The sequence below is a fragment of the Arenibacterium halophilum genome (assembly GCF_005938225.1).
Taxonomy (GTDB): domain Bacteria; phylum Pseudomonadota; class Alphaproteobacteria; order Rhodobacterales; family Rhodobacteraceae; genus Arenibacterium; species Arenibacterium halophilum.
On the sequence record NZ_VCPC01000004.1, the window covers coordinates 406,974 to 420,172 of the forward strand.

Below are 13,199 nucleotides of genomic sequence, written 5' to 3' on the forward strand. Positions count from 1 at the left end.
CTTGCGGCGGGGGGCTGTGGGGTGCAAGCCGGAATGCGCCATCACGCCAGCCACAGCAAAAGCGCACTCAGAGACAGGAACGCTGCGCTGGTTGCCATCAGCTGGGCCAGCGAGGCCGCGCCCTCCAGCCCGCGTTCCTGTGCAAATATGGTGTAGACCCCGAACATCGGCATCGCCGCCGACAGGATCACCGCGGCCCGCAAATCAGGCGGCAGCACCACCAGTCCCACACCGGTCAGCATCAGCGCCGCAACCGTGGTCAGCGCCGGGTGCATCAGCAGCTTGCCCAGTGCGATCTGCGCCGCCATGGCGCGGTTGCCGAACATCGGTAGCCCGACCAGCGTGCCCCCGATCACCACCAGCGCCAGCGCCGAGGCCGAGGCGGCCAGCATTTCGAACAGACGGTTCACAGGGGCGGGCAGCGACATGCCCAGCGCAGAAACCGCCAGACCGGCCAGCAACCCCACGATCAGCGGGCGGCGCAGCAGATCGCGCAGCACCCGGCCCAGCATCGCCGGAACTGAAACAGACTCGCGGTCTTCGGCCAGATCCATCAGCACAAGGCACAGCGGAATCAGCAGAACGTTTTCCACCAGCACGTTCTGCGCCAGCACCAGCCCTGCCAGATCTGGAAACAGCAACAGCAACAAGGGGTAGCCGATGAAGCCCGAGTTGGGGCAGGCGCATCCCATCACCGCCACGGCACGGCGGCGTTTGTCGGGCGCGGTCAGTGTGAACCACGCATAGGCTGCGGCAATCGTGGCCAGCCCGCCCGCCGCATAGACCATCAGGTACGCCGGTTGCAGCACCTCGGCGATGTCGCGCGTCGCGATGGCATGGAACACCAGCGCGGGCAGCGCGATGGACATGACGTAGTGCCCAAGCACCCGCATGTCAGAAGGTTTGAACGCGCCCAGCCGCACCGCGCCATAGCCTATGGCAATCGCCGCATAGAGCGGGAAGACAATGGAAAGGATGGTGCCCAAGGGTCAGCCGATCGTCCCGCGCGTTTCGCCGACGGCGCCGCCGATCTGGCCGCGATGCAGCAGCAGGTGGTCAAGGATCACGCAGGCCATCATCGCCTCGCCCACCGGCACCGCGCGGATGCCGACGCAAGGGTCGTGGCGGCCTTTGGTGATGATCTCGGCCGACTGGCCCGATTTGGTGATGGTCTGGCGGGTTTTCAGGATCGACGAGGTCGGTTTCACCGCAAACCGCACCACCACATCCTGCCCAGTGGAAATGCCGCCAAGGATGCCGCCCGCGTGGTTGCTGGAATAGACGGGCTTGCCGTCGTTCCCCATGAAGATCTCGTCGGCGTTGTCTTCGCCCGTCAGCGCGGCGGCGGCCATGCCTTCGCCGATTTCAACACCCTTCACGGCATTGATGCTCATCATCGCGGCGGCAAGATCCGTGTCCAGCTTGCCATAGATCGGCGCGCCAAGGCCCGCCGGCACGCCCCGCGCCACCACCTCGACAATCGCGCCGACCGAGTTGCCGGATTTGCGCAGCCCGTCCAGATAATCGGCCCACTGGCTGGCCGCACCCGCATCAGGGCACCAGAAGGGGTTCGCCTCGATCTGGCCCGCGTCGAATTGTTCGCGGTCAATGCCATGCGGGCCGACCTGCACCATGTACGCCTGAATCTCGACCGAAGGCGCCAACGACGCCAGCGCGGCCCGCGCCAGCCCGCCCGCCGCCACACGCGAGGCGGTTTCGCGCGCCGAAGACCGCCCGCCGCCGCGATAATCGCGGATGCCGTATTTCTGCCAATAGGTGATATCGGCGTGACCGGGGCGGAATTTCTCCATTATGTCGGAATAATCTTTCGACCGCTGGTCGGTATTCTCGATCATCAGCTGCACCGGGGTGCCGGTGGTCTGGCCCTCGAACACGCCCGACAGGATGCGCACCGCATCGGGTTCGCGCCGCTGGGTGGTGTATTTGTTCTGCCCGGGCTTGCGTCGGTCCAGCCAGTGCTGGATCGCGGCTTCGTCGATTGCGATGCCTGGGGGGCAGCCATCCACCGTTGCCCCCAGCGCCGGGCCGTGGCTTTCGCCCCATGTGGTGACGCGGAACAGATGGCCGAAACTGTTGATGGACATGGGGCAGGCTCCTTTACCTGCGGGCATACCGGGGCAGGCGGGGCCGCTCAAGGGCTTTCGCCTTGCAGCGGTTGCAGGCAGGCAATAGGGTCGCCTCACCTCGGGGTGCGCCGGACCTGTTCCGGCGCTGAGATGCGCAGCGCGCGAACCCGTAGAACCTGAACCAGTTCGCACTGGCGGAGGGAAGGTTGGACAGCCTCCACACCCTTGCCCCTTTGCCGCAAAATCGGAGGATGCCTTGAAGTATCTTGCATTTGCAGCGGGAATTTTCTGTGCCACCGGCCTTGCGGCCGAAACGCCGGAGCTGACCGTCTACACCTATGACAGTTTCGTCACCGAATGGGGCCCCGGCCCGGCGGTGAAGGCCGCGTTCGAGGAAACCTGCGGCTGTACCCTGAATTTCGTGGCCGCCGGGGATGGTGCCGCGCTGCTGGCCCGCCTGCGGCTGGAAGGCGCCCGGACTGAGGCCGATGTGGTGCTGGGGCTCGACACCAACCTGACCGCCGCCGCCCGCGAAACGGGTCTGTTCGCGCCAACCGAGATCGAGGCCGACTATGATCTGCCCGTGGCATGGGACGACGACACCTTCATCCCCTACGACTGGGGGTATTTCGCCTTTGTGCACGCCGCCGACATGCCCGCCCCGCAGGATTTTCTTGAACTGGCCCGCAGCGACCTGAAGATCGTGATTCAGGATCCGCGATCCTCGACGCCGGGGCTGGGGCTGCTGATGTGGGTCAAGGCCGCCTATGGCGACGATGCCGCGCAGGTCTGGACCGATTTGGCCGACAACATCGTGACGGTGACCAAGGGCTGGTCCGAGGCCTATGGCCTGTTCCTGGATGGCGAGGCCGACATGGTCCTCAGCTATACCACCTCGCCCGCCTACCACATCATCGCCGAGGATGACACGACCAAGGATGCCGCGTCCTTCGACGAAGGGCATTACGTCCAGATCGAGGTCGCCGGGCGTCTGGCCGCCTCGGATCAGCCCGAGTTGGCCGAGCAGTTCCTGAACTTCATGGTGAGTGACGCCTTCCAGTCGGTGATCCCCACGACGAACTGGATGTACCCCGCCGTCACCCCGGCACAGGGTCTGCCCAAGGGCTTTGACGCGCTGGTCGAACCGCGCGAGGCGCTGTTGATCCCCGAGGATCAGGCGCAAGCCACCCGCGACACGGCGCTTGCCGAATGGCTTGGCGCACTCAGCCGGTAATCTCGCCCCGTTCCGGCGTTGTCGCCGCCATCGCCATCGCGGCGTTGATGGCGGCGGCGCTGGGCGCGGTGCTGTGGCGGGCCGAAGGCGGCCGGGGACTTGGCCCCGCCGACTGGTCCGCGCTGCGCTTTACCGTGGTGCAGGCGGCGGTTTCGGCCCTTGTTAGTGTCGCATTGGCCGTGCCCGTGGCCCGCGCGCTGGCCCGGCGGCAGTTCATGGGGCGCGGTTTGCTGATCACCCTGCTGGGCGCGCCCTTCATCCTGCCGGTGATCGTGGCCGTGATCGGCCTGCTTGCCGTCTTCGGGCGCAACGGCTGGATCAGCACGGCGCTGGGCTGGGCCGGATTCGAGCCGGTGCATATCTACGGGTTTCACGGAGTCGTCCTGGCGCATGTCTTCTTCAACCTGCCGCTGGCGACGCGTCTGGTGCTGCAAGGCTGGGCCGACATTCCGGCCGAACGTTTCCTTCTGGCGGCGCAGGTGAATGCCGATGCCCGCGCAATCCGCCGCCTGCTGGAATTTCCGATGCTGCGGCAAGTGCTGCCCGGCGCGCTGGCGGTGATCTTCGCCGTCTGCCTGACCAGCTTTGCCGTGGCGCTGATGCTGGGCGGTGGACCGCGTGCCACCACCATTGAACTCGCGATCTATCAGGCGTTCCGCTTCGATTTCGACCTGGGCCGCGCCGCGCTGCTGGCGCTGGTGCAGATCGCGCTGACCCTCGGCGCCGCACTGATGGCGCTGCGCCTTGGCCGGGGCGACGGCTTTGGCGCCGGGCTCGACCGGCCCGTGCGCCGCTGGGATGCCAACGGGCTGGGCCTGCGCGCGCTGGATGCAGGGGTGATCACGCTGGCGGCGGCGTTCCTGCTGCTGCCGATGGGGGCCATCGTCGCCAACGGGCTTGCGGGTCTGTCCGCGCTGCCCAACTCGATGTTCCGTGCGGCAGGCGTGTCGCTGGGCGTGGCTCTGGCCAGCGCAGCCGTCCTGCTGTTGCTGGCGCTGCCCATGGCGATTGCCGCTGCCACGGGTCGCGCCGCCACGGTCGAAACCGCCGGTTTGCTGGGTCTGGCGGTCTCTTCGCTGGTGCTGGGCACCGGTCTGTTCATCCTGATCCACCCCATCGCCAGCCCCGCAGCCTTCGCCTGGCCGGTGACGGCGCTGGTCAACGCGCTGATGGCGCTGCCCTTTGCCTTGCGCATCCTGATCCCCCCGGCGCGCGAGGTCGTGCGCACCCAGGGGCGGCTGGCGCAATCGCTGGCGATGCCGGGTTTGTCCTTTCTGCGGCTTGTCCTGCTGCCGCGCCTGCGACGACAGATCGGCTTTGCCGCCGGTCTGGGCGCGGCTTTGTCGATGGGCGACCTTGGCGTGATCGCGCTGTTTGCCGACGCCGACCGGGCGACTCTGCCGCTGCAAATCTATCGCCTGATGGGCGCCTATCAGATGCAGGCCGCTGCCGGGGGGGCGTTGCTGCTGCTGGTGCTGTCACTGGCGCTGTTTAGAACTTTCGATTGGCTGGGAGCCCGCCATGCTGACGCTTGACGCCATCACCATCGAAAACGGCGGCTATGCCGTGCAGGCCGACCTGACCATCGCTCCGGGCCAGCGTGTCGCCGTCATCGGCCCCTCGGGGGCCGGAAAATCGACCCTGCTTGGGGGTATCGCCGGGTTTCTGCCGGTGCCGCACGGGCGCATCCTCTGGCGTGACGCCGAGATCACCGCCAGCACGCCGGGCCAACGCCCGGTCGCAATGCTGTTCCAGGATGGCAACCTGTTCCCGCATCTGACGCTGGCGCAGAACGTGGGGCTTGGCCTGCGCCCCGATCTGCGGCTGTCCCCCGAGCAGCGCGCGCAGGTCGATGCCGCGCTGACCCGCGTCGGGCTAAGCGGGCTTGGCGCACGCAAACCCGCCGCGCTGTCGGGCGGGCAGCAAAGCCGCGCGGCGCTGGCCCGCGTGCTGGTGCAGTCACGCGATATTCTGCTGCTGGACGAACCCTTTGCTGCGCTTGGCCCCGCGCTGAAGGCGGATATGCTTGATCTGGTGGCCGAAGTCTGCGCCGACACCGGCGCCACCCTTCTGATGGTCAGCCACGATCCCACCGATGCCCGGCGCATCTGCTCCCATGCCGTGCTGGTGGCGGACGGGCAGGCGCATCCCCCGGTGGAAACCGCCACCTTGCTGAATGATCCGCCCCCCGCGCTGCGCGCCTATCTGGGCCAAGACGGATTGCCATAGCCCCTCGCGCGCGGCATCACTGTTGCCGAAGGGAGACGCGATGCATCCGAACCAGATCTATCACACCGCAACGCAAGCGCAGAATTTGGCCTTTGCCCGCGCCCGCAGCTTCGGCACGCTGGCGGTCAATGGCGCGGATGGCCCGCTGATCTCGCACATTCCTTTCATTCTGTCACAGGATTGCGCCGAATTTCACCTTGTCCGGTCGAACCCGATTGCCCGCGCGCTGGCGAAGCCTGATGCAGCGCCGCTGCCCGCCATGCTCGCCGTGACAGGGCCCGACAGCTACATCTCGCCCGATTGGTACGGCATCGACGAGCAGGTGCCGACGTGGAATTACATTGCTGTCCACCTGCGCGGCACGCTGGAACGCCGCCCCGACGACGACATGCGCGACCTGCTGGCGCGTCAGTCGGCAGAGTATGAACGCCGCCTTGCGCCGAAGCGCGAATGGACGATGGACAAGATGGCGCCCGAGCCGCTGAACAAGCTGCTGCGCATGATCGTGCCGTTCCGGCTGACCATTGCCGCCGTCGATGGCACATGGAAGTTCAGCCAGAACAAACCCGATGCTGCGCGTCTGGGCGCCGCCGATCACGCCGAACAGGCCGGGTTCGGGGCCGAGGTGGCGCAGCTCGCCGCCCACATGCGCGCGCTTGATGCGCAGACAACATAACTCAGGGAGATCCGAATGAAACTATTCTACAGCGCCACCTCGCCCTATGTGCGCAAGGTGATGATGGTTCTGCACGAAACCGGCCAGCTGGACGATGTTGCGCTGGAACCCGTCGCCACCACCCCCATCGCCCCGGCTGAACCGCTGGCCCTGCGCAACCCGCTGGCCAAGGTGCCCGCGCTGGAACGGGACGATGGCGCGACCCTGTTCGACAGCCGTGTGATCTGCGCCTACCTCGACCGTCGCGGCAACGGCGGGCTCTATGGCCACGGCGACCGCGAGTGGGAGCTGCGCACGCTGGAATCGCTGGCCGACGGCATTCTGGATGCAGCGCTGGCCATGACCTACGAGGGCCGTCTGCGCCCCGAACAGCATCGCTGGGATGACTGGGTCGAAGGCCAGTGGGGCAAGATCGCCCGCGCGGTCGCCACCCTCGACAATCGCTGGATGGGTCATCTGGCCGGGCCGGTCAACATCGGCCAGATCGCGGTGGGTGCCGCGCTGGGATATGTCGATTTCCGCCACGGCGCGCGCAACTGGCGCGATGGAAACGAGTCGCTGGCCGAGTGGTATGCCGGGTTCGAATCGCATGCCAGCATGGCCGCCACCCGGCCCCCTGCAGGTGCCTGAGTCGCCCGGAAACCGGAAAACAAGCCCGAATCGCCCCCCGCGATTCGGGAAATTTCGCAACACTCACCGCAGACTGCGACCCCATGCGCGCCTTTGACCGCTGGACGAACCTTTCTTCCATCTTTAGTAAGCCCGTCAGAGGCTGCCCAAGTGGCGGTCGCACAGCCTGTTTGCCCCTCTAAGGGCGCTTGAATTGGAGTAAACCTCGTGTCCCACGCAGAAGACCACGAAGGCACCCGGAGAGATTTCCTCTACTTTGCCACGGCAGGGGCCGGTGCCGTGACCGCCGGAGCGGTCGTCTGGCCGCTGGTCAATCAGATGAACCCGTCCGCCGACGTTCAGGCGCTGTCGTCGATCTACGTCGATGTCAGCGGCGTCGAAGTCGGCACCCAGCTGCGCGTCAAATTCCTTGGCAAGCCGGTGTTCATCCGCCGTCGGACCCCCGAAGAAATCGAGATGGCCAATTCGGTCGATGTTTCGGCTCTGCCCGACCAGGACGCCCGCAACGAAAACCTGCCCACCGGCAGCGCCGCGTCCGACGCGAACCGCGCCCTGGCTACCCCCGATGGCGAAAACGCCGAGGAGTGGCTGGTGATGATGGGCGTCTGCACGCACCTTGGCTGTGTGCCGCTGGGCGATGGTGCCGGTGACTTTGGCGGCTGGTTCTGCCCCTGCCACGGGTCGCACTACGACACCGCAGGCCGCATCCGCAAAGGCCCCGCGCCCGAAAACCTGCATATTCCGGTGGCCGAATTCACCGACGCCACAACGATCAAACTGGGATAGGGGAACACAGCCATGGCCGGAATTCCGCACGACCATTACGAGCCGAAGTCAAACCCCGAAAAGTGGTTGCACAGCCGCCTGCCGGTTGTCGGGCTTCTGTACGACACACTGATGATCCCCACGCCCAAGAACCTGAACTGGATGTGGATCTGGGGCATCGTCCTGACCTTCTGCCTTGCGCTGCAGATCGTCACCGGCATCGTTCTGGTGATGCACTATACGCCGCATGTCGACATGGCCTTTGCCAGCGTCGAGCACATCATGCGCAACGTGAACGGCGGCTTCATGCTGCGGTATCTGCATGCCAACGGCGCTTCGCTGTTCTTTGTTGCCGTCTACCTGCACATCTTCCGCGGTCTCTATTACGGGTCGTACAAGGCCCCGCGCGAAGTGACCTGGATCATCGGTATCCTGATCTTCGTTCTGATGATGGGCACCGGTTTCATGGGCTACGTTCTGCCCTGGGGTCAGATGTCGTTCTGGGGCGCAACCGTGATCACCGGCCTGTTCGGCGCGATCCCCTTCATCGGTGAACCGATCCAGACCTGGCTGCTGGGCGGGCCCGCCGTTGATAACGCGACGCTGAACCGCTTCTTCTCGCTGCACTACCTGCTGCCCTTCGTAATCGCGGGCCTGGTGATCGTGCACATCTGGGCCTTCCACTCGACCGGGAACAACAACCCGACCGGTGTCGAAGTGCGCCGCGCCTCGAAGGCCGAAGCGGAAAAAGACACGCTGCCGTTCTGGCCCTACTTTGTGATGAAGGACCTGTTCGCGCTGGCGGTTGTGATGCTGGTGTTCTGGGCCATCGTCGGCTTCATGCCGAACTACCTGGGCCACCCCGACAACTATATCGAGGCGAACCCGCTCTCGACTCCTGCGCACATCGTGCCCGAATGGTACTTCCTGCCGTTCTACGCGATCCTGCGGGCCTTCACGTCCGAAGTCTGGGTGGTGCAGATCGCATCCTTCCTGACCGGCGGCATCGTCGACGCCAAGTTCTTCGGCGTGGTCGCGATGTTCGGCGCGATTGCCGTGATGGCGCTGGTGCCGTGGCTGGATACGTCGAACGTGCGGTCGGGCCGCTATCGCCCAATGTTCAAATGGTGGTTCGCGCTGCTGGTGGTGGATTTCATGGCCCTGATGTGGCTGGGCGCCATGCCGGCAGAAGAACCCTATGCCAGCTTCTCGCTGATCGCCTCGGCCTATTGGTTCGCCTACTTCCTGGTGATCCTGCCGATCCTTGGCGTGATCGAGAAACCCGATGCCCTGCCGGCGACGATCGAGGAAGATTTCGACTCGCATTACGGCAAGTCCGACACCGCCGATGCGGCGGGCGCCGCAACGCCGGCCGAATAAGAAGGGACGCAGGAATGTTCAAGAAACTTGCAATCGGTACGGCCCTTGCGCTTGCCCTCGCTCCTGTCTCGGCCTTCGCGGCCGGGGCCGAGTCCCACGTCGAGGATTACGATTTCTCGTTCGAGGGTCCGTTTGGCGCTTATGACCAGAACCAGCTGCAGCGCGGCCTTCAGATTTACACAGAGGTCTGTTCCGCCTGCCACGGGCTGCGCTACGTCCCGATCCGCACGCTGAGCGACGAAAGCGGCCCCGGCATCCCCGAGGATCAGGTGCGCGCCTATGCCAACCAGTTCCCCGTGCTGGACGAAGACAACAACCGCCAGCTCTATGTTCAGGAAACCGGCGAATTCCGTGCGCTGGTGCCGTCGGACAACTTTCCGGCCAACACCTCGGCCGCGGCACCCGACCTCAGCCTGATGGCCAAGGCGCGCGCTGGCTTCCACGGCCCCTACGGTCTGGGCATCAACCAGTTCGTCAAGGGCATCGGCGGCGCGGAATACATCGCCTCGCTGCTGGCGGGCTATGAGGAAGCGCCCGAATGTGCGCCCGAGGATTTCCCCGGCCACTATAACACCGTCTTCGCCGCCGGCGGCTTCCCGGCCAGCTGTATCGACGAAGAAGGCCACCACATGGTGCCGGGCAGCTGGATCGGCATGGCGCCCCCGCTGCAGGGCGAGGATATCGAGTTTGCCGATGGCCACTCGAACGAGCTCCACCACGAGGCCGAGGACGTCGCTGCCTTCCTGATGTGGGCCGCCGAGCCCCAGATGATGGCGCGCAAACAGGCCGGTTTCGTCGGCGTGCTGTTCCTCGCCGTCCTGGCCGCGCTGCTCTACCTCACGAACAAGCGCATCTGGGCCCCCCACAAGGGCAAGCACAAGAAGTGACTTATGCCGCTGGCTTGGCCAGCAGGTGACACAGGAAACGCCCTCGCAGATAGTTGCGGGGGCGTTTTTTGATTCAGGGGAAACGATCACAGGCTGAAATGCCTTCAAAGCCCCGCTGAATAGACACGCTCATTTGTTGTACTGCTGATGATTCTTGAGGCGAGTTGTCCGGGGGCTACACGAATGATAATGATACCCTTGCAACTTCAGTTCAGAAGATTGCTAAAATCCGCTCGGCAGGAGCTCACATGCCAGATTTTGAGCAAGTTATTTCTAACAGGGAGATACGGGCCCTCAGGCACTCGCGGCCTTATCGAAACCTGCGAGAATCAGTCGATCAATGCAAAGAAGCCGCGCAAGACTTACTTGGGGAAGACATGGAGAATGCGCATCCAAAACTTCTCGAAAGAAGTGTTGTAATCACGTTTGTAACGTACGTCGAAGTATACTTCAGAGACATGCTCGACGCCATTTTCAGGAAATGCGCTCCAAGCTTTTTTATTCCCAAGTTGAAGCATATACACAGCTTAAAGTACGATATTGAAGATCTTATTGATATCTACAAGCGGCAAATTCATCCACTTGAGCTGGTTTCGAGTGAGGCTTCATTCCAAAGTGTAGAGAAGATAGACAAAGTATTTTCGAAGTTTCTTGGTAAGAGTGTTTGGACGGAAGCGATAGGCCTGCAAATTCGCATCAAAGATCGACCGGAGACTGCCGTACGCTTTGAGCCGGAGTACTTAAATGGTTTGGCAAGGATATTTTCGCTGCGACACGAGTTGCTGCACAACCCAAGGCAGGACTTCCAGCTAACCAAAGAAATCCTGAAGGACATAGATAATGCGGACGGTCTGCTCCTAGCTGTCGATGTTGTCCTCTGCAGCATGCTTAGCGACCATGTGGACCCAGAGCTGACTAAGGCGGAAGCGGTAGAAATCAACGAATCAGCGAGAAACTGACTTGTACACGATTGTGGCCGGTATCTTTCGCGATATTTTCGGCGTCGTTTCTCTAGTCCCGAATGCTGCCGATCGTTCGACACTAGGCCGGCATCAATAAAGTTTGGCTGGGATCAATTCGCAAAAAAAGTTGCACTATTCTCGCCCGCTCACGCCAGCAGCACCTTGCCGTCATGCCCCGAAATCACGCGCTGCACGATGCTCCCCTCGGCAGCAGGCTCAGACAGCATCACCTCGGTGAACTGCTCGGTCCGGCCCATGGTGGCGTTTTCCATCAGGATCGCGTGTGTCTGGCCAACCTGCGCCGCCAGATGGAGCGCCACCTGAGCGTCGCAAGCCGCGCGCAGGCGGGCGGCGCGGTCTTTGATGACCTTGCCGTTCACCTGCGACGGAATCCGCGCGGCCGGGGTGCCTTCGCGTTTGGAGTAGGGGAAGACGTGCAGCCAGGTCAGCCCGCAATCCGTCACCAGCTTCAGCGAGTTCTCGAAATGCGCCTCGGTCTCGGTCGGGAATCCGGCGATGATGTCGGCGCCAAAGGTCATGTCGGGGCGCAGGCGGCGCGCCTCTTCGCAAAAGGCGATGGCATCGTCGCGCAGGTGGCGCCGTTTCATCCGCTTCAGGATCAGGTCGTCGCCATGTTGCAGCGACAGGTGCAGGTGCGGCATCAGGCGCGGTTCGGTGGCGATGGCCTGCATCAGGTTCTCGTCGGCCTCGATGCTGTCGATCGACGAAATCCGCAGCCGCGCCAGATCGGGCACCAGCCGGAGGATGCGCATCACCAGATCGCCAAGGCGCGGCGTGCCGGGCAGATCGGCGCCCCAGCTTGTCAGGTCCACGCCGGTCAGCACCACCTCGTGATAGCCCGAGCCGACCAGCCGCTTGATCTGGTCCACCACCACGCCCGCAGGGACGCTGCGAGAATTGCCACGGCCATAGGGGATGATGCAGAAGGTGCAGCGATGGTCGCACCCGTTCTGAACCTGAACATAAGCGCGCGAGCGGGTTCCGAAGCCGTCGATCATGTGGCCCGCGGTTTCGGTCACGGACATGATGTCGTTCACCTGCACCGGCTCGGTCCCGAAATCGCCCGCCAGCCCCGCCCATGTTGCGGGCTGCATCTTCTCGGTGTTGCCGATCACGGCGTCCACCTCGGGCATGGCGGCGAAACGTTCCGGTTCGATCTGGGCGGCGCAGCCCGTCACGATCAGCCGGGCCGTGGGGTTTTCGCGCCGCAGACGGCGGATTTCCTGCCGCGCCTTGCGCACGGCTTCGGCTGTGACGGCGCAGGTGTTCACCACCACGGCGTTGTCCAGCCCGGCCTGTCCGGCCAGGTCCTTCATCGCTTCGGTTTCATAGGCGTTCAGCCGGCACCCAAGCGTGGTGAACCGGGGGGCTGTCACGACAGCGCCTGCAGGAATTGCGGTGTGAGGGTGCCCGAAAACACATGCATGGTCGGCCCCGTCATCCAGACGCCATCCTCGCGCCAGTCGATCAGGAGCCGTCCGCCGTCAGCATGTATTTCGACTTGCCGGCCGGTCAGCCCCCGACGCGCGGCCGCCACGGCCACCGCGCAGGACGAAGACCCCGAGGCCCAGGTGATTCCCGCGCCGCGTTCCCACACCCGCATCCGAATCGCGTTGTCGCCGATCACCTGCGCGACCTGCACATTGGTGCGCTCGGGGTACAGCGGGTGGTGTTCATAGCGCGGCCCGAAGCTGTCCAGCGGGACGGCCTCGGCATCCTCGACGAAGAAGGTGCAATGCGGGTTGCCCATGCCGGTGGCGACGGGGCCGCCCTCGATCGGCAGTTCCAGCGTCTCCATCGCCTCGGCCAGCGGAATCTCGGCCCAGTCGAGCTGGGGCTGGCCCATGTTGACGCTGGTCAGCCCGTTGCCCGCATCCCGCGCCAGCAGGGTGCCACGATCGGTGGTCAGCGCCAGATCGCTCGCGCCCGATTCGTCCATCAGGAAGCGGGCGATGCAGCGCGTGGCATTGCCGCAGGCGGCCGACTGGGATCCGTCGGAATTGTAAAAGGTCAGGTGCGTGCCGCCGTCGCGGGCCGACATCACCGCCAGCTGATCGAATCCCACGCCGAAATGACGGTCGGCTATGGCGGCCACCAGCGCGCCAGACGCCTCAGACGCCTGCGCGCGCCAATCCAGCACGACAAAGTCGTTTCCCAGCCCGTGCATCTTCATAAAGGGCAAACCAAGGGGCGCGCGCGTATCCATGGGCGCGCATATAACGCCGGTTCTGGTCATATTCCAGAGCGATGCGCGAAAACCGCGATTGAGGGCTTGACCATTCCCGCCGCCTTGCCTAGGAACCGCGCCAGCAGGGCAATCTGGATTTA

General features: G+C 64.3%; 13 protein-coding genes and 1 riboswitch. Of the genes, 9 read left to right on the forward strand and 4 right to left on the reverse strand.

What is annotated here, in order from left to right; all coding sequences use genetic code 11:
- Positions 1-41: 41 nt before the first annotated feature.
- Together FGK64_RS18925 and aroC are read right to left on the reverse strand one after the other, a co-directional pair.
- The gene (locus tag FGK64_RS18925) at positions 42-986 is read right to left on the reverse strand and encodes an AEC family transporter (RefSeq protein ID WP_138865407.1); all 945 of its coding nucleotides are present in this window, start codon (positions 984-986) and stop codon (positions 42-44) included.
- A gap of 3 nt (positions 987-989) precedes the next feature.
- Positions 990-2,105: a chorismate synthase gene (aroC, locus tag FGK64_RS18930; protein WP_138865408.1), complete on the reverse strand. Its 1,116-nt coding sequence runs from the start codon at positions 2,103-2,105 to the stop codon at positions 990-992.
- A gap of 91 nt (positions 2,106-2,196) precedes the next feature.
- A riboswitch (TPP riboswitch) is annotated at positions 2,197-2,307 on the forward strand.
- A 36-nt stretch (positions 2,308-2,343) separates the two neighbouring features.
- On the opposite strand from aroC, the gene thiB reads away from it, so the two are divergent.
- The 9 genes from thiB (at position 2,344) to FGK64_RS18975 (ending at position 10,847) form a co-directional block, all read left to right on the forward strand.
- A complete protein-coding gene (gene thiB, locus FGK64_RS18935; protein WP_138865409.1) occupies positions 2,344-3,321 on the forward strand; it encodes a thiamine ABC transporter substrate binding subunit in 978 nt (325 codons plus the stop codon).
- On the forward strand, positions 3,297-4,856 hold the full coding sequence (locus FGK64_RS18940) for an ABC transporter permease family protein (RefSeq protein WP_138865410.1): 1,560 nt from the start codon (positions 3,297-3,299) through the stop codon (positions 4,854-4,856). Before thiB ends, FGK64_RS18940 begins: the two co-directional genes overlap by 25 nt.
- Entirely contained in the window at positions 4,843-5,550 is a 708-nt protein-coding gene (locus FGK64_RS18945) for a thiamine ABC transporter ATP-binding protein (RefSeq protein ID WP_138865411.1), read from the forward strand. Before FGK64_RS18940 ends, FGK64_RS18945 begins: the two co-directional genes overlap by 14 nt.
- 40 nt (positions 5,551-5,590) lie before the next feature.
- The gene (locus FGK64_RS18950; RefSeq protein ID WP_138865496.1) at positions 5,591-6,226 is read left to right on the forward strand and encodes an FMN-binding negative transcriptional regulator; all 636 of its coding nucleotides are present in this window, start codon (positions 5,591-5,593) and stop codon (positions 6,224-6,226) included.
- Positions 6,227-6,241: 15 nt separating this feature from the next.
- The gene (locus FGK64_RS18955) at positions 6,242-6,856 is read left to right on the forward strand and encodes a glutathione S-transferase (protein WP_138865412.1); all 615 of its coding nucleotides are present in this window, start codon (positions 6,242-6,244) and stop codon (positions 6,854-6,856) included.
- A gap of 207 nt (positions 6,857-7,063) precedes the next feature.
- Complete coding sequence (petA, locus tag FGK64_RS18960) at positions 7,064-7,642, forward strand: ubiquinol-cytochrome c reductase iron-sulfur subunit (protein WP_138865413.1); 579 nt, start codon at positions 7,064-7,066, stop codon at positions 7,640-7,642.
- A 12-nt stretch (positions 7,643-7,654) separates the two neighbouring features.
- On the forward strand, positions 7,655-9,001 hold the full coding sequence (gene petB / locus FGK64_RS18965) for a cytochrome b (RefSeq protein ID WP_138865414.1): 1,347 nt from the start codon (positions 7,655-7,657) through the stop codon (positions 8,999-9,001).
- Between the two features lie 14 nt (positions 9,002-9,015).
- On the forward strand, positions 9,016-9,888 hold the full coding sequence (locus FGK64_RS18970; RefSeq protein ID WP_138865415.1) for a cytochrome c1: 873 nt from the start codon (positions 9,016-9,018) through the stop codon (positions 9,886-9,888).
- 248 nt (positions 9,889-10,136) lie between these two features.
- A complete protein-coding gene (locus FGK64_RS18975; protein WP_138865416.1) occupies positions 10,137-10,847 on the forward strand; it encodes a HEPN domain-containing protein in 711 nt (236 codons plus the stop codon).
- A gap of 149 nt (positions 10,848-10,996) precedes the next feature.
- Here FGK64_RS18975 and mtaB read toward each other — a convergent pair whose 3' ends face one another.
- Both mtaB and dapF read right to left on the reverse strand, forming a co-directional pair.
- On the reverse strand, positions 10,997-12,247 hold the full coding sequence (gene mtaB, locus FGK64_RS18980; RefSeq protein WP_138865417.1) for a tRNA (N(6)-L-threonylcarbamoyladenosine(37)-C(2))-methylthiotransferase MtaB: 1,251 nt from the start codon (positions 12,245-12,247) through the stop codon (positions 10,997-10,999).
- On the reverse strand, positions 12,244-13,077 hold the full coding sequence (dapF, locus tag FGK64_RS18985; RefSeq protein ID WP_138865418.1) for a diaminopimelate epimerase: 834 nt from the start codon (positions 13,075-13,077) through the stop codon (positions 12,244-12,246). Before dapF ends, mtaB begins: the two co-directional genes overlap by 4 nt.
- Positions 13,078-13,199 lie beyond the last annotated feature (122 nt).